This is a genomic window from Geminicoccus sp., assembly GCF_035556675.1.
Classification (GTDB): domain Bacteria; phylum Pseudomonadota; class Alphaproteobacteria; order Geminicoccales; family Geminicoccaceae; genus Geminicoccus.
In genome coordinates this window covers 1-17526 of sequence record NZ_DATMFZ010000366.1, presented here as the reverse complement: position 1 = coordinate 17526, position 17526 = coordinate 1, and the positions used below count along the sequence as shown (strand labels likewise).

The following is a 17526-nucleotide window of genomic DNA, read 5'->3' as shown; positions in this document are numbered from 1 at the left end:
CACGTGGTGATCGCCCTGGAGCTGGGCGAGGCCGACCGGCACACCAGCCTGGTCGAGCAGATCGCATTGGCGTCCCGCTCGGTGGACATCGTATCCCCGATCCGCGGCCTGCCGGTGGCGACCGCCAGCGTCACCCATTTCTTCAGCCACGACGTGCTGGCCCTGCGCCTGCACAACAACCTGGCCAGTGCCTGGAACCGGGGGGTCAAGCGCGCCTTCGACCTGGTGATGGCCAGCATCCTGCTGGTCGTGCTCTTGCCGCTGTTCGCCTGGATCGCGCTCAGGGTGCGCGATACCGGCCGGGGCGTGGTGTTCGGCCATCGCCGGATCGGCCGGCGCGGCGAGCCGTTCACCTGCTACAAGTTCCGCACCATGGTGCCGGACGCCGAGGAGAAGCTGCGCGAGCTGCTGGAGCGCGACCCGGACCGCCGGCGGGAATGGGAGGAGCGGCACAAGCTGGAAAGCGACCCGCGCATCACCCCGATCGGCCGATTCCTGCGCCAGACCAGCCTGGACGAGCTGCCGCAGCTCTGGAACGTGCTGCGCGGCGACATGAGCCTGGTGGGGCCGCGCCCGGTCGTGTCGGAGGAGCTGGCCCGCTACGGCGACAACCTGCCCTATTACTTCGAATGCACGCCGGGCCTGACCGGGCTCTGGCAGATCAGCGGCCGCAACGACGTCGACTATCGCCGCCGGGTGCACCTGGACTGCTGGTACGTGAAGAACTGGTCGCTGTGGTACGACCTGGTCATCCTGCTCAAGACCATCCCGATCGTGGTGCTGGGGCGCGGCGCCTACTGACCTCCGGCCCCGGGCAGCCCGGCTGTGCTCAGCCGGCGACCGCCATCACCTGGTCGAACGGGGCCAGCGGCTCGCAGCCGGTGGCGGTGACCCGCAGCATGTATTCCGAGCGCACCCCGCCAATCGCCGGGTCATAGGCGCCGGGCTCCACCAGCACGACCATGTCCTCCTGGAACGCGCTGGTCTCGTAGGGCACCAGGCGCGGGAACTCGTGGACGGCGGTGCCGATCGAGTGCCCGCTATGGTGCGGATAGGCGTAGCCCGCCTTGGCGACATGGGCGCGGATCTCGGCATCGAACCGGTCGATGCGCAGTCCCGGGCGGATGAGCGACATGGCCAGGTCGAGCGCACCCCTGGATGCTTGGTACAGGCGGTCATGGCCAAGCCGCGGTGTGCCCACCACGGTCACTTGGCAGGAATCGCCCCAATAGCCTGCGATCCTGGGGGCGAGGTCGGCCATCACCGGATCGCCAGCCTCGATCACGCGGGCATTGGGCCAGCCGGTGAACGCCGCGGTCCGGGCCACGCCGGACACGAAGTCGCCGGTGATCGGCACGCGCTCGCCGGCGAACTCCTCGATCGCACAGCGCAGTTCGGCGAACACGGCGAGTTCGGTGCGACCGGGCCGCAAGGCGCGCACGAATGCGGCCTGGCCCACCGCCGCGGCCTCCGCCGAGCGGCGCAGGGCCACGAGTTCCGCGGCGGTCTTGGTGGCCCGTGCCCGTGCCAGGGGCATGGTAGCGTCGAGCCTGGGATCGGCCGGCAGGAGTTCGGCCAGCCAAGCGGGGAAGGTCACCGGATCGGCGGCGATCCGCCCGCGCACACCCAGCCGGCGCACGAGTTCGGCCACCGCCGCCTGATAGTTCGCCGGGTAGGGAGCCGGCTGCTCGAAGCCGTAGCCCTCATAGATGACGGTCTGGTCGACCCAGGCACGCGCCGCGGCAGCCGCCTCGACATTGGCGGCAACCAGCCCGGCCGTGCCATCGCGGCTGACCAGGGCGAGCGTCGGACCACCGGCGAAGGGCGAGGGGCCGGCCTCGATCGGCACGACATGGCCGGTGGCATAGGCGACCGCATCCGGTGCGGTCAGGACCAGCCAGTCCGCCCCGGCCTCGGCCACCGCCGCAGCGGTGCGCTGCAGTCGCTCGTCCATCCCGCTTCTCCCGTCTGTTCTCCCGCAGTCTCGCCGGGCCGGTGGCGGGAAGCCAGGCTCCCGCCACCGTCAGCCTTGGCTCAGCCGCACGGATCCGGCGTGGTGGCGAAGTCGTAGCCGGGGGTGCCCGCACCCTTGCGGAAATAGCCGTCCATCATCGTCTCGCTGATCGGATCGGCCGGCGGGATCGGGAAGATCGAGCCGGATTCGACGGTCATGCAGGGGGCGGCCCACTTGCCAAGGTCCTCCTGCTTGATCTCCGGGACCGGCACGATGATCGTGTTCACGATCGGCTGCTGGCCTTCGAGCAGCCGCACCGCCGCGCGGTAGGTGTTGTGCGAGGCCACGGTCGGCAGGATGGCGCCGCCGTAGAACTTGAACGTGTCCTGGTGCTCCTTCCAGTAGCCCAGCGCGTCGCCGGACATGGAGCCGGTGATCAGCGGCACCGGCCGGCCGGCCTCCTCGAACGCCTCGGCGATCACCCGGGTCTCGCTGCCGGTGGTCCAGACCGCGTCGATCGGCGACGGGTTGGTGGCCAGGAACTGCAGCACCACGCTCTTGGTGACGTTCGCCGTCCAGTTGCCGCTGACCCGGCCCAGGATGGTGATGTCGGGATGCTCGGCAAAGGCGCGCTCGCCGCCGGAATTCTCCTGGGCGACGATCGGGCTGCCCGGGATGCCCTCGACCTCCAGCACATTGCCGGGGCCGTTCAGGTAGGCGGCGACCCCCTTGCCCATGTTGTAGCCCCAGACATTGTGATTGTGCTGGATGTTCAGGGCATAGGGGCTGGTGACGGCACTGGCGGTGGTCACCACCGGGATGCCGGCCTTGTAGGCCGCCTCGATTACGTCATTCAGCGCGGTGGACGAGCCGGCGATCATGGTGATGACGCTGCAGCCCTTGTCCATGAACGCCCGGATCTGCGCGATCTGCTGGGTCACGTCGCCGTTGGAATCCGACATCTCGAACTCGGAGACCAAGCCCTCGGCCTTGGCGTTCTCGACCAGCCGCTTCAGCTCGTTGGCGGCACTGACGCGCCAGGGATTGCCCATGTAAGATTCGGAATGACACCAGCGCCAGGGCTTGGCCGGCATCTGGAAGTCGTCATAGGCGGACGGGCCCACCGGGATCCCGTCGGTGTAGAGGGCCTGCAACTCCTCCGGCAGGTCGCCCAGCGACTGGGCCGCGGCACCGCCCGCCATGCCCGCCGTCAGGGCCAGCCCCGCCAATCCCCCCAATGCCGCAAGCCAAGTGCGGCGCGCGCTATGTGCCGTCATGTGCTCTCTGCTCCCCCTCGCCGGCCTCGTTGCTGGGCCGGCATTCGTCATATGTAAACGATACCAGGGTGATCTTGCGCGGGCCAGCGCAAACCGTTACGGCCGGAAGGGCGACCGGAGCCGTTTAGAGCGACGGCGAGAAGTGGGGGTGGGCGATGCTGACGCTGTCCGGCGTCACCAAGCGCTATGGCGAAACGCTGGCGCTGGTCGAGGCGGACCTCGCCTTCACCCCTGGCCATGTCCACACGATCCTGGGCGAGAACGGGTCGGGCAAGAGCACGCTGGTCAAGCTGCTATCCGGCGTGGTGGCCCCGACCGCGGGCGAGATCCGTCTGGATGGCCAGCCACTGCGCCTGACCTGCCCAGCGGACGCGCAGCGCCACGGCATCGCCACCGTGTTCCAGGAAGTCCTGCTGGCGCCTGAGCGCAGCGTGCTCGAGAACATCTTCATGGGCTATGACGGCCTGCTCACCTACCGGCTGAGCCGGGCGGAGCGGCAGGCCAAGGCCGCCCAGATCCTGGCTGCCGTGTCGCGCACGCCCATGGACCTCGACCAGCCGGCCGGCGAAGCGGCGCTGGCCCAGCAGCAGCTCATCGTGCTGGCGCGGGCACTGGTGCGCGACCCGCGCATCCTGATCCTGGACGAGGTCACCGCGGCCCTGGACTTCGGCGACCGCGACGTCCTGTTCGACGCGGTCCGCAGCTTCGTCGCGCAAGGCCGGCTGGTGATCTTCATCTCGCACCGGATGGACGAGGTCCGTCGCCTGTCCGACCGCGTCACCGTGCTGCGCAGCGGCCGGGTGGTGGAGACGCTGGCCGGGGCAGAGATCACCGGTGCTAGGCTGCTCGCCCTGATGCTGCCCGACACCCGCATCCCGGTGCATCACCATGACTGAGAAACGGGCGATCCTGACGGCACGGGGCGTCCGGCTGGCGCCGGGTGCGTCACCCATCGACTTCGCGATCGGGCCGGGGGAGATCGTCGGGCTGGCTGGGCTCGAAGGGCATGGCCAGGACATGTTCATCCAGGCGCTGTGCGGTCTGCACCGGCCAGAGGCCGGCGAGATCCGCCTGCAGGGCAAGGACGGCCACGTCGTCCAGGTAACGGAGTTCGCGAAGGCCGCGGCGCAGGGGCTGGCCTACCTGCCGCGCGACCGGCGGACCACGGGCGTGCTGGGCGGCCTGTCGGTGTTCGACAATTTCGCGATCGCCGCCCTGCCCGACCATCAGCGCCTGGGCATCGTCGACCGGCCCCGGCTGAAGGAGAAGCTCGCCCACTTCACCCGCGAGCTCGGCATGGTCTACCGCTCGCCCAGTGCCTCCATCGGCACCCTGTCCGGCGGCAACCAGCAGAAAGTGCTGCTGGCCCGCTGGCTGGCCCGCGAGCCCCGGGTGATGCTGATGAATGATCCCACCCGCGGTGTCGATCTGGGCACGCGCATGAAGCTCTACGAGGTCTTCCGCAGGCTGGCCGCCGATCAGGGCATCCCGCTCGTGATCCTGTCCAGCGAGATCGAGGAGATCCTCCAGCTCTGCCACCGCGTGCTGGTGTTCCGCGAGGCCGGGCTGTTCGCCGAGCTGGAACGCGACGCCATGACCATGGACCGGGTGATCGCCGCGATGTTCGGCCAGGAGGCCGCCTGAATGTCCCGCTGGCTCGCCGGCCGCGCCTATCTCCGCCTGGCCGCCGCCCTGTTCGTCGTCCTGCTGGCGGTCAACATCGCCCTGAACCCGGTGCGGTTCGCGCCCGCCAGTCTGGGCGTCACGATCGGCCTGGCCTCCGGCCTGATCCTGGCCGCGATCGCCTCCATGCCGCCGATCCTGGCCGGCCGCGGCGGGATCGACATCTCGGTGGGCCCGCTCATGGGCCTGGTCAACGTGGTGGTGGTGCGCTGGCTCGTGGAAGGGCTGGGGATCGAATCGCCCTTCCTGATCGTGCCCCTGGTCCTGCTGCTGGGCCTCCTGTCGGGTGCCTTGAACGGCCTGCTCGCGACCGTGCTGCGCATCCAGCCGATCGTCGCCACGCTCGGGACGTCCCTGTTCTATGCCGGCATCACGCTGACCATCGTGCCCTCGCCGGCCGGGACAGTGCCCGCCTGGATCAAGGCGCTGGCCGGGCCAACCTCGATCCTGCCGCTGGCGGCAGTGGCGCTGCTCTGGCTGCTGATCAAGCGCCTGCCCTTCTACGAGCAGCTCCTGTGCGTAGGCAGCGACGACCGCGCCGCTTACACGGCCGGCATCCCGGTCACCCTGGTCCGCTTCCTGGCCTATGTCCTGGCCGGGCTGATCGCCGCGGTGGGCGGCCTGTGCCTCACCGGCCTGATCGGCTCGGCCGACCCGAACATTGCGGGCACCTACACGCTGCTCGCGATCTCCGCGGTGGCGCTGGGTGGGGTCAGCCTGGCCGGCGGGCGCGGCGGTCTGGTCGCCGCCGTACTGGGTGCAGCCGACATCTTCCTGCTGCAGACCGCGCTGACCTTCTTCAACGTGTCGACCTTCGTCCTGCAGATCGTCTATGGCACGGTGCTGACCGTGGCGGTGGTGCTCAACGCCGACCGCCTGCGCCAGCTCCTGCGCCGCCGGAGGCATGCATGAGCGCCGCGCTTGCCCGGATCCCGCGCCCGGTGGCGGCATTGCTGCTGGCACTCGCCATCCACCTGATCGGCATGGCGCTGATCCGCGGCTTCGGCACCATGTTCGGCATCCGTGCCATGCTGGTGCTGGCCACGCTGCTGGCGATCGCCGCGATCGGCCAGACGCTGGTGATCATCATCGGCGGCATCGACCTCTCGATCCCGTTCGTGATCGGCTTCGCCAACGTCACTGCCGCCCAGCTCTACGGCGACGGCGTGCCGTTCGCGGTGGTGCTGCCCCTGGTTCTGCTGGTGGCCATGGCGATCGGCGCGTTGAACGGCCTGGTTTCCGCCAGCCTGGCGATCCACCCGCTGATCGTGACGCTCGGTACCGGCACCGCCCTGCAGGGTGCGGTCCAGCTATGGACGGCGGGCTTCCCGACCGGTGCCGCCCCTTCCTACGTGACCAGCTTCGTCTCGATCGGTGGCAGCATCGGGCCGATCCCGGTGCCATGGCTGATCCCAGCCTTCCTGGTCCTGGCGGCACTGGTGATCCTGGCGCTCGGCCGGACTGTGTATGGCCGGCGCCTCTATGCGCTCGGCAGCAATCCGCGCGCCGCCCAGCTGGCGCTGGTCGACCCGGTGCGCACCTGGACGATCACCTTCGCCCTGAGCGCCGGCTTTGCGGCGCTGACCGGCGTCCTCCTGCTGGGCTTCTCCGGCGCCGCCTATGCCCGGGTGGGCGAGCCCTATCTGTTCCAGACCATCGCCGCCGTGGTGATCGGCGGCACCACGCTGATCGGCGGCCGGGGCGGCTATCTCGGCACGATCGCCGGCGCGCTCTGCCTGATCGAGCTCACCACCGTGCTGGTCGGGCTCGGGCTGAAGCCGCCGCTGGTCCAGGCCACGCTCGGGGTGACCATCGTGGCCCTGGTCGCGATCTATGGCCGAGAGGCCCATGTCCGCGAGCTGATCTGACCCGCGCCGGGTTTGATCGCAGGTTCCTGCCTGCTGGCGGGACGCGTCGTTCAGGACGCGCCCTGCCAGACTACCTGCCCGGGTTCCGGTCAAGCCGCCCGGGTATCGGCCTTGCCGAAGAAGCTGGTCTTCAGCCCGCGCTGGTTCTCGTAGATCGAGCCCTGGCTCCTGGCCGGGGGCAGCGGCAGGCGGACCGGCACGTCGGCCAGGCGCGGGGCGATCGGATCGGTCTGCCCGGTCAGCATCAGCGCCTCCCAGGCCTCCCAGTCCATCTGGTTGCCGGCGCACAGGGGCCAGGCATCCGCAGCGCGATACTGGAACAGGAGGAGCCGCCGCATCCGGTCCGACGTGTTCAGTGCCGAGCCGTGGATGGTGCGGGCATGGTGGATGGAGATGCTGCCGGCCGGGCCGATGCAGGGCACGGCCTGTTCGAAGGCGATGTCCGAGCCGGTGGGATCGATCGCCCCGCAGAAATATCCGTCCGCATGATGGTCGTAGACCTTGCCCTTGTGGGTGCCGGGGATGCAGAGCAGCGGCCCGTTCTCGATGGCGCAGTCGTCCATCATCACGCCCACCGCGCACAGATCGTCGTTGGTGTGCGGATAGAACGCCCAGTCCTGGTGCCACTCGACCGCGGCACCGTAGCCGGCCGCCTTCATGTTCAGCTTGGACGTGTCGAACCGGATCGCCGGCGCCACCAGATCCTGGAGGATCCCGAGGATGGTCGGGTGGCGCATCACCTGGTCGTAGATCGGCGCCTGCAGGTGCGGGGTCTTGATGCGCCGGACCCGAGGCTCCTCCGCCGAATGGCTGGGCTCCAGGTCGTAGACGTCGTTGTGCGTCGTCACGCCACGCGCCTTCTCGACCAGCTCCTCGGTGACCCGGCGCAGCTCCGCCACCTCGGCCTGGGACAGCACGTCCTTGACAACTAGAAACCCGTCCCGCTCGTAGGCGGCAATCTGTTCGCTGCTCAGCACGGCCATGTCCTGCCTCTCCCGATCTTGGTCGCTCACGGCAACTGCTCAAGCCTGCGCTTGCCCAATGAAAACGTCAACATGGCGCTAGAAGAACCGGTGGCCGGCCGCCGACGGCCCACGATTCGGGAGGTGGCACGCCAAGCCGGGGTATCGACCGTCACCGTGTCCCGGGTCTGCAACGAGCCCGACAAGGTGGTGCCGGCGACAAGGGCGCGCGTCGAGGCGGCCATGCGCAGCCTGGGCTACATCCCGAACCTGGCGGCGCGCGCGATGCGCACCCAGGCGACCCGCACGATCGGCATCCTGATCCCGAGCCTCACCGTCTATCCCAACGCGGCGGTGGCCCAGGCGGCGGCCGACCGGCTGGCGGAGCGCGGCTACGCCATGCTGCTCGCCAGCAGCGACCAGCAGGTGCAGCGCGAATGCGCGGCGCTGGACCTGCTGCGCATCCGGCAGGTCGACGGGATCATCCTCTACGTGTCGGACCAGACCGACCCGCAGATCCGGGCAGGGCTTCGCCGGGTCGATGTCCCGGTGGTGCTGCTCGACCGCGACCTGCCGCTCACGGCCGACCGGGTCTGCACCGACCATGCGGCGGCGATGATCGCCATGGTGGCCCGGCTGGCGCTGCTGGGCCACCGCCGTATCGCGCTAGTCCAACAGACCCAGGCGATCCGCCCGACCCTGGAGCGGCGCCGCCACTTCCTGGCGGCGGGGCTGGCTGCCGGGCTCGAGCCGGCGTGCCTGCTCCCCGTTGGTTTGGCGCCGGGCCAGGACATGGCGGCCGAGCTCGGCCGGCTGCTCGACGGCGCCAACCGGCCCAGCGCCGTGATCGCGGAGGGCAGCCGGCTGCTGCTGGCACTCCTGCGCGCCTGCCGGGAACGGGGGCTGGTCGTGCCGGAGGACCTGTCGCTCGCAGCGCTCGATGCGGAGGATGTGGCGATGGCGGCGAGCCCCGAGGTGAGCTCGGTGGTGCGCGACTTCGGTGCCATCGGCCGGGCAGCCGCGGACATGATGCTGGCTCGCCTCGCCGACCCCGCCCCATCTCCCCTATCGGTCGAGCTGCCGAGCCGGTTCGTGGACCGCGCCAGCCTGGCGCCGCCCGCTCGTGTCCGGGGCGGTCCCCCCTTCAGCCCGGCTTGACCGCGCGGGCCGGGCGGAGCCATCTGCTGATGCTGCCACCCGGGGATCCCGCCATGAGTCCGTGCCGCTTCCTGATCGGCTTGGCCACTACCCTGCTTCTGGCGCTCGGCAGTTCACATGCCCAGGCCCAGGCGCGCCCGGTCGGCGAGATCCTGGTGATGACCCAGAACCAGTATATCGGCGCAGATCTCGCCACCCTGTTCGGGGCCAGCTCGCCGTCAAAGCTGAATGAGGCGGTGCTCGGTCTCCTGCGTCAGGCGGCGGCTAGCCCGTTCCCGCCGCGTGCCGAGCGGCAGGCCGCCCAGATCCAGGCGCGCCGGCCGGAACTGGTCGGCCTGCAGGAAGTCTTCCACCTGGGCTGCCGCGAGCTGCCTCCCAGGCCCGGCGCCTGCACCGAGCCCGGCATCGCCGCCGCGTTCGGCGACCATCTCCGGACGACGCTCGCGGCGCTGGATGCCCACGGCGGCGGCTACGAGGTGGCAGCGCGAGTCGTGAACTTCGACCTGCGCGATGCCCTCTCGGAACTGCCGGGGATCGGGCTGCTGCGCGGGCTGCCGTTCACGATCGACGGCAAGCTGGGCCTGCTCACCGCCTACGACCAGGACGTGATCCTGCGGCGCCAGGACATCACGACCAGGCCGGTGACCTTCCCCGGCTGCCGTCGCTCCGCCCAGGGCTGCAACTATCGCAGCGAGGCGAGCATTCCCCTGCCGCTGCCGGGCAACTTGGCCCGGATCGGCTTCAAGCGCGGCTTCGTCGGCGTGGACACGGCGATCCTGGGGCGCAGCTACCGGTTCGTGAACACTCATCTGGAAGTCGCAGGGCTGGGTGACGGCCAGGCCCGCTTCGCCGCCATTCAGTCGGCCCAGGCGGCCGAGCTCCTGGGCGCGCTGAATACGGCGCCACGCGCGCAGGCGGGCCCGACCATCGTCGTGGGCGACTTCAACTCCGGCCCGGCCGACCAGCGGCCGGCACCGATCGTGTCGCCCTATCGCCGCTTCGAGGCCGCCGGCTTCCTGGACAGCTGGGCGGCAGGCTTTCCCCTGGCACGCGGCTTCACCTGCTGCCAGGCCGCCGACCTGCGCAATCCTACCTCGATCCTGTCCGAACGGATCGATCAGATCTTCGTGAGCCGGCCGGCCCTGGTTCGCGCGGTGCGGCTGGACGGCAACCAGCCCGCCGGGAAGACCGCGCCCGTGGATGGCGCACGTCTGTGGCCTTCGGACCATGCCGGCGTGGCGGCCTGGCTGCGCTTCTGAGTGGCGTAGCCAGGGCCGCACGCCACATCGACTGCATGGTGCCCATCAGCGAACGCATGGTATGCTTTGCACAAGGATGGCCCGGCGGAAGGGGCGGGGCCGTTCCCCGGAACAGCACAGGATATCTTTCGATGTATCGCGGATCTCGTCATCAGACCGTCGTCACGACCCGCGGCACCCTTCCACCGATTGATCTTCGTCACTTTCCCGCTCGTCATGGCCGGCTAAAATATTTCATGGTGGCCGGTTGAGTGAACCCATTGCAGGCTTGAACGAATGTTTCACGTTGTTTTCCGGACATTCCGGTTGCCCCTGCCCTGGCCGGCGCGTGCCTGCTTGGGCGCTGTGGCACTCTGCCTGTCGTGGATCCTCCTGGCCGCGACCGGCGCACGCGCCGCCGACCGCCCGGACCTGCGCCGCTGGCCGGGCGAGATCGACGTCATGACGCAGAACCAGTACCCGGGCGGCGATGTCGACGGGCTGCTCGATGCGGCGGCGGCCGGCGATCCAGGCGAGGCGGCAGTGGCCCTGCTCCGCCAGGTGGCCGAGAACTATTTCCCGCGCCGGGTCGAGCGGCAGGCCGCCGAGATCGTCCGCTGGCGTGCCGACCTGGTGGCCCTCCAGGAAGTCTATCGCCTGACCTGCCAGGACCTGCCACCCGTGCCCGGCGCCTGCCGCGACCCGTCGATCGCCCGGGCGTTCGGCGATCAGCTCGAGGCGACGCTCGCCGCGCTGCGCGATCGCGGCGCCGACTACCGGGTCGCCGCCAGCATGATCGACCTGGACCTGCGCGAGATCGAGACGGCCCTGCCGGGCGTCGGCCGGCTGCGTGGCATTCCGTTCACGATCGACGGCAAGCGTGGCCTGCTCAGCGGCTACGGCCGCAACGTGATCCTGCGCCAAGCCGCGGTGGAAACGCGCCCCTTCGAGTTCGCCGGCTGCCTGCGCTCGGAGGATGGCTGCCGCTACCGGGCCGACCCGCCACGTCCCCTGCCGGGCCTGGGCAATGCCGCCCGCCTGACCGCGCGGCACGGCTTTGTCGGGGTCGAGACGATGATCCGCGGGCGCAGCTTCCGCTTCGTCACCACCCGGCTGGCGCGTGGCGCCGAGCATGCACCGGCCCAGGCCGCCGAGCTGGTCGCCGCCCTGACGGCCGCTTCCGGGCCGGCCACGCCGCCGGTGATCCTGGCGGGCGAGTTCAGCGAGGGGCCGGACGCCTATGGCCGGGCGCCCGAAGGCAGCGCCTATGCCGTCCTCACCGGGGCCGGGCTGGTCGATGCCTGGAAGCTCCGCTACGGCAGCCTGCCGGGCGCCACCTGCTGCCAGCCGGCGAACCTGCGCAACCCGCGCACGGAGCTGGCGCAGCGGGTTGACCTGATCTTCGTCCAGGAGCCGATCCAGCCGCGCCAGCTGCGGGTGGTGGGCGCCGAGGCCGCCGGCAGGACCTGGCCGCTCGACGGCTGGCGGCTGTGGCCCTCCGACCATGCCGGGGTGAGCGCGCGGCTGGGCCTCAACGTGGCGCTGCCGGCGGCGGAGTAGAATTCCCTGTTCCTGGTGAATCCCGCCGGCAGACTGACCTCAGACTTCCTGGATAGCCAGGATGTCTCCCACGGCCTCGATCCGGACCAGGTCGGTGATGCCGACGGGCAGGTCGGCTGCACAGGGCTCGTAGACCATGTCCGCCAGCAGGCGCGCGCCATAGCGACGAAAGCAGACATGCCAGCGGTGGCGGATGCTGACGTCGATCGGCAGATCGATATGGCGCTCGCTGATGCCGGAGGCCAGGCAGAGCGAACCAGTCCGCACGGCGTGGCTCAGCTCGGCATCGTGCATGAGATGGCCGGCTTCATTGATCAGGTGGTCCATCAACGGAATGTCCAGCAGAGCACTGGACGTCGGCCAGATGCTGCGGAACCCCGCGGAGAAGGTCACCATCCGTATGCCGTCGCAGTCGATCAGGGCACGAATGGCCGACTGACGGCCGATGAACAGCCGGTCCAGCGCCAGCTCGTCGCGTATGGCGCCAGCCATCAGCTCCTGAAGCCGGGCGAGCCTCGCGGGTGACGGCAGGTCCAGCCCCCGTTCCCAGCGGGCCACGGCTGGCTGGGAAACCCCCAACTGCTCGGCTAGCGCCGCCTGCTTGAGGCCCTGGGCACGGCGCCATGCCCTGAGCCGGGCGCCGAATCGCTCTGCGATCGTCGCCTCCGCGGTCGTAACAGCGGCGTTGATCGGGGCCTGCAAGCTTCTTCCTCCCGATGCGACCCGACCATCTGGGACCGCCCGCCGGGCCAGGCATTGCGGGGCCAGTCGCCCGAGGGACATCAACGGAACTGCGCTTATTTCTTATAAGTAGTCAATCCGCAGTTCGGCCGATAATGCTGATCGAGCAGGATGTACGCTTGTCCCGCTACGAGCAACGGGACACTTCCAATGTATATTCTTGATATTACGGAAATATCATCAAGATATTCAGATGATGTTCGCAGGAGTACATTCCGTCTTCTCCAAGGCAAAATCTCCTGACCAAAAATATATTATGCGACTTTCGCCGCCACTCTTCCTCGCAGCAAGGCCCGTTACGGATCAATCGTCAGATGCACACAGTACAGAAGCCCACGAAGAGGTGCCTGCGCCAGACAGGCAATGCTGTTCTAGCGCCTGCCATGCTTGCTGGACTGATGAGCCTGGCGCTCCCGGCACTCGGCCATGAGGCGGCCCGCCATGTGACGGAAGCGACCTTCCCATGCACGACCGCTGGCGTTCTCGGCGAGGGGCAGCGTCAGGTGCTTGAGCCACCTTTCGGTGCGGCCGAGCCATTTGCGGCGTTGCAGAAGACGGATCTGTGGCAGAATGTGCTGTCCCATCTGCGCATGAACCTGGACAAGGCCAATCCCTGCTTCGGCTTCAGCGATCAGGACAGCTGGACGAAGGTCGTCGATAAGATCCCGGCGGACGTGGTCGCCGTGCAGATCTCCGAGGATGGCAAGGATGCGCTCGTCTATGTGAGTGGCATCCCCGACTATCAGATGGAGATGCCGGAGGTGTTCTCCAGCTTCAAGCCTGGCGAGACCTATGGCATCTACCGCATCTCGTCGGAACCGGCCGAAGATGAACGTGCCGTCCACGACTTGAGCGACCGGGGCACGGTCGGCATCTTCGTCAACGGTGTCAGCATCTTCAACTATACGGACACGTTCTCCTATGCCGACAAGGGGCTATGGTCCTATGACGCCAATGTGGCCGAGGCGCTGATCGTCAATTCCGACATCTCGCACGCCACCCCGTCCAACCTGCCGCAGTTTCCGACCAGCCGCGGCATCTACCACAATCATCGGGTCTCGAACCTCCTGCTCCATCAGCTGCAGGATCCCTTCGTCGCCGGCAGGCTGGAGCATTCCAGGCTGCTGGGCTTCGCGATGGACAGCAATCCGATCTACGGCCCGATCGGCTATGGCTCGACCGACCAGAGCTCTGGCCTGAAGGTGCTGACCAGCAGCTATGTGCCGCGCCGCTGGCTGACGGAACAGGGCACCGGTCACCGCAGCTCGCTGCCCGGATGGGCAGTGATCAACTGGGACGGCAGCCAGGTCTCAGGCAGCCAGCTGCTGAACCTGTTCCAGCTGGACAAGGCCGACGTGCTTTATCGCGATGATGCGAGCGAGGGTCCGGTCGTCTATGCCGGCACGGATGAGCGCCTTGCCGCCGAGATCGCCGCACTGCAGGCCTCGGTCGGCCTCCAGCGTGACGAGCAGGGCTATGTCTATTGGGAAGGCCGGGTGGCGATACCGGACGGCACGAGCGCCACGACCAGGAACTATCTGATCGGCAGCTCCGAACTCTGGGGACCGGATTTCGACGCCCAGATCCTGCCGGCCAGCTATCAGATCGCCGATGTCGACAAGTTCTACTTCGAGGCGAGGCTGGGCAGCTTTGCCGAAGACTACGAATACGTAGCCGGCTACGGGGATCTCGACTTCTACAACGGCATCTCCAGCTACCTGCCGGACCGCGGGGCGCACGCCTATCACTACGTGACGCCCTTTGCCGCCACGGTCGACGACGAGAATCGGCTGAGTGCTGCCAGTTTTCCCTACGTGGTGGGCATCCAGTACAAGAGCAGGACGGATGCCTTCAACGACACGATCGAGAACGAGGAACGGATCGCCTACTTCGCCGAGCATGCCGACGATCTGACGACCCTGTTCGATCTGGGCGTTACCGGCAGGGACGAAGCCGGCTCGAACCTGAGCGGCGCGGTGACCACCCTCTGGCAACAGAAGCTGCACGGGGACTGAGATGAGCGCCGGGGTCGCCGCCCCGGCCGGCCGGAACCTGCGGAGTGCCCTGGACATGGTCGCCAGGTCCCATGTCAGCGCCGGCCCCGTTCACCATCCGGCGCTTCAGACGGGCTCCACCGGGCCGGGCAGCCGCACCAGGTTCATCGGCTGCTCGATGCCCTGGAACCGTGCGACCTCATGCTGCGCCGCCTGGCCATCCAGCAGCTTCTGCACGCCCGGATAGCTCCACACGTCCTCCGTGAGCCAGATCTCGCCGGCTCCGGCCATCTGCTGGACGCGTGAGGCGATGTTCACGGTATGGCCGAAATAATCCAGCTGGTCGTTCAGGGTGACCGCGATGGCGGCACCGTGGTGGATGCCGATCTTGACCGCGACCACGCGGTCGGACTGGCCGGCGCTGAACCGCCGGATCGCGTCCCGCATCTCCAGGGCTGCCGCCACGGCCCGGGCGGCGTCCGGATAGACTGCCATCACCGCGTCGCCGATCGTCTTCACGATCGCTCCGCCATGCTGGCCCGTGGCCTCGCGCAGCCGGTCGAAATGCTGCTGCACCAGCTCGAACGCGTTCAGGTCGCCGATCCGCTGGTAGAGCCGGGTCGAGCCCTTGATGTCAGTGAACAGCAGCGCAACGTCGCGGATTGCCAGCCCCTCGGCCCCGCCGATGGTCTCCGAGCGGAACAGGCTGCGGAAGGTCTGGCTGGTGATCAGGCGCTTGCCGGTGAGATAGGGCTCGAAGCGCAGGAAGCCGTATTCGTCCGCGGCACCGCCCTGCAGGATCGCCACGATGCCGCGCTGAGGCGTGTCGTTGGTGATGTCGAGGACGACCGGCCCCGGGGTGATGGCGGCCTGGTCGGGGACGTAGTCCTGGCCGTGCCAGATGAGCGTCAGGCGCTGCGGCACCTCGGCCGGCCGGCCCTCCACCCGGAGGGCGAACCCGCCATCCGCGTCGCGGCTCAGCCCGAACACCATGCCCTCCGCCGCCTCGAAGGCGAAGCTCCGGGTCTCGCCCGGCTCCAGATAGCCGATGCCGTGCAGGGCCCGCCGGCACGCCTCGACGAACGAGGTCCCGTCCGGGGCGATGCCTTCGCGCACGCCGCGGAAGACGTAGAGATAGTCGAACGGCTCCAGCGTCTCCGGGCGGTGGTAGCGGATCGTGCGGATCTTTGGCGACACGCTGAAGTACACGGCGATGAAGTCGTCCAGCGCCGCCTCGTAGTCGTGGTGGCATTCCGGGCAGCGATACCGGCTCTTGAGCGCGCGCAGATGGGCAAAGCTCTTCACCGCGCAGGCACAGCGCGGGCAGACCAGCAGCCAGTCCATCTCGAACAGGCCCAGGGCCGTCGCGTGCAGGAGCAGGTCGACCGCCTCCTCGGTGGCGACACCGCGTTCCTTCGCGAAGGTGAGCGGGTTGACGCGGAACAGGTCCCCGTCCTCGCCCGCCGTGATCAGGGCCTCCAGGCGCGACACGACCCTGGGGCTCCAGGAACGCGCCGCCTCGAGCTCGCCCAGCGCCCGGTCGAGGGAGACTGCATCCACGATCCTGGCCATGCCCTGCCTCCGTACCACGCGGCACAGCCGCGGGGACGCGATGCTAGGAGCGAAGCCCGGCTCCGCCAACCCGCTGGAGGGATCGTCCGCCTCTCACCTGCCAGCGCCTTGTGGACTTGCGGCCAACCTAGGATGGCCGCAGCCGGACATCGGATTCCAGCCGCTGCGCCAGCAGTTGCAGCGCACCGGCCTTTAGGGCCGCCAGTATCAGGCTTGCCCCAGGAGAGTTCCACCGCTCGGCGCGCATCAGCAGGTGCAGGTAGCGGCGCAGTTCGGAGAGCGGCAGGTCGTTCAGGAGTTCCGGCCGCGCCTCGATCAGGTGCAGAAGCACGTCGTCTGGCGGGATGTCCCGGCAGACGAAGCCCAGCGCATAGGCTCCTCCCATGCACAGCTCGTATTCCGGCAGCCGGTAGAAGCGCTCGTGGTCGTCGGGACCAATGCGTGCGCGCCGAGCGGCTGCCTCCAGGAGGCGGATCAGCAGGGCCATGTGCCTTGCCTGCTCCTCCCGCACGGCATGGCGGCGGCTGAACAGATGCGGCGAAAGGGTCTGCATGGGCTGCTTCCGGTCGCTGGCGGCAGACGGCAGGACCAGCCTGCCATGATTGAGCCGCGCCGGATGGAGGAAGTCGCGGCTGCCATACCGGCATGCCGCTCAGGCCTCCGGCAGTTCCTCCGCCCCCGCGGGCAGCGGCGGCTCGCGCGACGGGCGGCGGCGGGTGCGCACCGGGCCCTGGTCGAACAGGCCGGCCTCGTTGCCCCAGATGTCCCAGCCTGGCCGGCTGTCCCGGCCGAACATCTCCAGGTACGGCCCGTCGCACAGGGCCTCGATCCGGTCGCGCACCTCGTCGGGCTTGCGCGAATGCTCGCGCCTGGGCGCCACCACCAGCCGCTTGACCCCGCCCGAGCGGCGCTTGGGCTTGCCGCGGGTGGCGAGCAGGCAGAGTTCGGGATTGGCCCGGGTCCAAAAACCCATGCCGGTGAAGAAGCCGTCCCCGGAGCGGTTCTGCTTGGTCCAGTGGAAGCCCACCGTCTTGTAGGTGAAGCCCCAGGCGCGGATCACCTCCAGGCCGCGCGGCAGGAGCGGGTCGGTGATCCACATCAGGAGCACGGCGTCCTTCGCTGCCCAGTCCGCCACCGGCAGTGCCGCGATGCCGTCGATGCCGAGCGTGTCGTAATGCGCCTCGGCACTGCGCCCCTTGCCCCGTTCCGACCAGGTGCCAAACGTCCAGGGCGGGTCGGCATAGATGGTCCGATAGCTGCCCGCCTTCGGCGGCGGGGCCAGGCTCATCGGCCGGCCACCCGCGCCACCTCGTCGACCGACACCCAGGTCCCGGTCCTGGCCGACATCAGCATGGCGTCGATCACTGCCTGGATCTCGGCGGCCTCGCGGAAGTCCGGCACGAGTTGCTGCCCCTGCCCGCACAGGCTGCGCACGATCTCCGCGACCTCGATGGTCTTGATGTCGTTGAAGCCCAGCTGGTGGCCGGGTGCCGGAATGAACCCGGCATAGTCCTTGTGC

General features: G+C 68.9%; 16 protein-coding genes and 1 pseudogene. 9 read left to right on the top strand and 8 right to left on the bottom strand.

From position 1 onward, the window contains the following. Positions 1-801 (top strand): exopolysaccharide biosynthesis polyprenyl glycosylphosphotransferase (locus tag VNS22_RS25910; protein WP_325737699.1); only part of this gene is annotated, 801 nt, incomplete at its 5' end. Positions 802-829: 28 nt separating this feature from the next. On the opposite strand, the gene VNS22_RS25905 is transcribed toward VNS22_RS25910, so the two are convergent. Together VNS22_RS25905 and VNS22_RS25900 are read right to left on the bottom strand one after the other, a co-directional pair. Next, the gene (locus tag VNS22_RS25905; protein ID WP_325737697.1) at positions 830-1954 is read right to left on the bottom strand and encodes a M24 family metallopeptidase; all 1125 of its coding nucleotides are present in this window, start codon (positions 1952-1954) and stop codon (positions 830-832) included. An 80-nt stretch (positions 1955-2034) separates the two neighbouring features. Next, positions 2035-3231 (bottom strand): substrate-binding domain-containing protein, encoded by a 1197-nt coding sequence (locus tag VNS22_RS25900; protein ID WP_325737695.1) that lies wholly within the window; start codon positions 3229-3231, stop codon positions 2035-2037. A gap of 155 nt (positions 3232-3386) precedes the next feature. Here VNS22_RS25900 and VNS22_RS25895 point away from each other — a divergent pair, with 155 nt between their 5' ends. The 4 genes from VNS22_RS25895 to VNS22_RS25880 are packed head-to-tail and all read left to right on the top strand — an operon-like array spanning position 3387 to position 6782. After that, a complete protein-coding gene (locus VNS22_RS25895; RefSeq protein ID WP_325737693.1) occupies positions 3387-4127 on the top strand; it encodes an ATP-binding cassette domain-containing protein in 741 nt (246 codons plus the stop codon). Then, positions 4120-4875, top strand: coding sequence for an ATP-binding cassette domain-containing protein (locus VNS22_RS25890; RefSeq protein WP_325737691.1), 756 nt, complete (start codon positions 4120-4122; stop codon positions 4873-4875). The genes VNS22_RS25895 and VNS22_RS25890 overlap by 8 nt, the downstream gene beginning before the upstream one ends. Next, on the top strand, positions 4876-5826 hold the full coding sequence (locus VNS22_RS25885; protein WP_325737689.1) for an ABC transporter permease: 951 nt from the start codon (positions 4876-4878) through the stop codon (positions 5824-5826). Further along, complete coding sequence (locus tag VNS22_RS25880; protein ID WP_325737688.1) at positions 5823-6782, top strand: ABC transporter permease; 960 nt, start codon at positions 5823-5825, stop codon at positions 6780-6782. The genes VNS22_RS25885 and VNS22_RS25880 overlap by 4 nt, the downstream gene beginning before the upstream one ends. Positions 6783-6871: 89 nt before the next feature. On the opposite strand, the gene VNS22_RS25875 is transcribed toward VNS22_RS25880, so the two are convergent. Beyond that, the gene (locus VNS22_RS25875; RefSeq protein ID WP_325737686.1) at positions 6872-7765 is read right to left on the bottom strand and encodes a phytanoyl-CoA dioxygenase family protein; all 894 of its coding nucleotides are present in this window, start codon (positions 7763-7765) and stop codon (positions 6872-6874) included. A 123-nt stretch (positions 7766-7888) separates the two neighbouring features. Here VNS22_RS25875 and VNS22_RS25870 point away from each other — a divergent pair, with 123 nt between their 5' ends. The 3 genes from VNS22_RS25870 (at position 7889) to VNS22_RS25860 (ending at position 11700) form a co-directional block, all read left to right on the top strand. Continuing rightward, positions 7889-8902 (top strand): LacI family DNA-binding transcriptional regulator, encoded by a 1014-nt coding sequence (locus VNS22_RS25870; protein WP_325737684.1) that lies wholly within the window; start codon positions 7889-7891, stop codon positions 8900-8902. 53 nt (positions 8903-8955) lie between these two features. Then, positions 8956-10161 carry an endonuclease/exonuclease/phosphatase family protein gene (locus VNS22_RS25865; protein ID WP_325737682.1) on the top strand — a complete coding sequence of 402 codons (1206 nt, stop codon included), beginning with the start codon at positions 8956-8958 and terminating at the stop codon, positions 10159-10161. A gap of 336 nt (positions 10162-10497) precedes the next feature. Further along, the gene (locus VNS22_RS25860) at positions 10498-11700 is read left to right on the top strand and encodes a hypothetical protein (RefSeq protein WP_325737680.1); all 1203 of its coding nucleotides are present in this window, start codon (positions 10498-10500) and stop codon (positions 11698-11700) included. Positions 11701-11739: 39 nt separating this feature from the next. Here VNS22_RS25860 and VNS22_RS25855 read toward each other — a convergent pair whose 3' ends face one another. Next, positions 11740-12402, bottom strand: coding sequence for a helix-turn-helix transcriptional regulator (locus tag VNS22_RS25855; RefSeq protein ID WP_325737678.1), 663 nt, complete (start codon positions 12400-12402; stop codon positions 11740-11742). A 437-nt stretch (positions 12403-12839) separates the two neighbouring features. Here VNS22_RS25855 and VNS22_RS25850 point away from each other — a divergent pair, with 437 nt between their 5' ends. Continuing rightward, positions 12840-14456 carry a YHYH protein gene (locus VNS22_RS25850; RefSeq protein ID WP_325737676.1) on the top strand — a complete coding sequence of 539 codons (1617 nt, stop codon included), beginning with the start codon at positions 12840-12842 and terminating at the stop codon, positions 14454-14456. A 105-nt stretch (positions 14457-14561) separates the two neighbouring features. Here the strand turns inward: VNS22_RS25850 and VNS22_RS25845 are convergent, their stop codons facing one another. The 4 genes and pseudogenes from VNS22_RS25845 to VNS22_RS25830 form a co-directional block, all read right to left on the bottom strand. Further along, positions 14562-16007, bottom strand: a complete 1446-nt coding sequence (locus tag VNS22_RS25845; protein WP_325737674.1) for an adenylate/guanylate cyclase domain-containing protein — start codon at positions 16005-16007, stop codon at positions 14562-14564. 127 nt (positions 16008-16134) lie between these two features. Continuing rightward, complete coding sequence (locus tag VNS22_RS25840) at positions 16135-16560, bottom strand: hypothetical protein (protein WP_325737672.1); 426 nt, start codon at positions 16558-16560, stop codon at positions 16135-16137. A gap of 99 nt (positions 16561-16659) precedes the next feature. Further along, on the bottom strand, positions 16660-17295 hold the full coding sequence (locus VNS22_RS25835) for an MT-A70 family methyltransferase (RefSeq protein ID WP_325737670.1): 636 nt from the start codon (positions 17293-17295) through the stop codon (positions 16660-16662). Further along, positions 17292-17526, bottom strand: a pseudogene (locus VNS22_RS25830) (gfo/Idh/MocA family oxidoreductase); the annotation flags it as partial. The gene VNS22_RS25835 and the pseudogene VNS22_RS25830, both read right to left, overlap by 4 nt.

Bases quoted from the DNA above. Each gene is read 5' to 3' on its own strand.
- VNS22_RS25865 (WP_325737682.1), top strand. From the start codon at position 8,956: ATGAGTCCGTGCCGCTTCCTGATCGGCTTGGCCACTACCCTGCTTCTG.
- VNS22_RS25895 (WP_325737693.1), top strand. From the start codon at position 3,387: ATGCTGACGCTGTCCGGCGTCACCAAGCGCTATGGCGAAACGCTGGCG.
- VNS22_RS25890 (WP_325737691.1), top strand. From the start codon at position 4,120: ATGACTGAGAAACGGGCGATCCTGACGGCACGGGGCGTCCGGCTGGCG.
- VNS22_RS25880 (WP_325737688.1), top strand. From the start codon at position 5,823: ATGAGCGCCGCGCTTGCCCGGATCCCGCGCCCGGTGGCGGCATTGCTG.
- VNS22_RS25905 (WP_325737697.1), bottom strand. From the start codon at position 1,954: ATGGACGAGCGACTGCAGCGCACCGCTGCGGCGGTGGCCGAGGCCGGG.
- VNS22_RS25840 (WP_325737672.1), bottom strand. From the start codon at position 16,560: ATGCAGACCCTTTCGCCGCATCTGTTCAGCCGCCGCCATGCCGTGCGG.
- VNS22_RS25845 (WP_325737674.1), bottom strand. From the start codon at position 16,007: ATGGCCAGGATCGTGGATGCAGTCTCCCTCGACCGGGCGCTGGGCGAG.
- VNS22_RS25875 (WP_325737686.1), bottom strand. From the start codon at position 7,765: ATGGCCGTGCTGAGCAGCGAACAGATTGCCGCCTACGAGCGGGACGGG.
- VNS22_RS25900 (WP_325737695.1), bottom strand. From the start codon at position 3,231: ATGACGGCACATAGCGCGCGCCGCACTTGGCTTGCGGCATTGGGGGGA.
- VNS22_RS25835 (WP_325737670.1), bottom strand. From the start codon at position 17,295: ATGAGCCTGGCCCCGCCGCCGAAGGCGGGCAGCTATCGGACCATCTAT.
- VNS22_RS25850 (WP_325737676.1), top strand. From the start codon at position 12,840: ATGAGCCTGGCGCTCCCGGCACTCGGCCATGAGGCGGCCCGCCATGTG.
- VNS22_RS25885 (WP_325737689.1), top strand. From the start codon at position 4,876: ATGTCCCGCTGGCTCGCCGGCCGCGCCTATCTCCGCCTGGCCGCCGCC.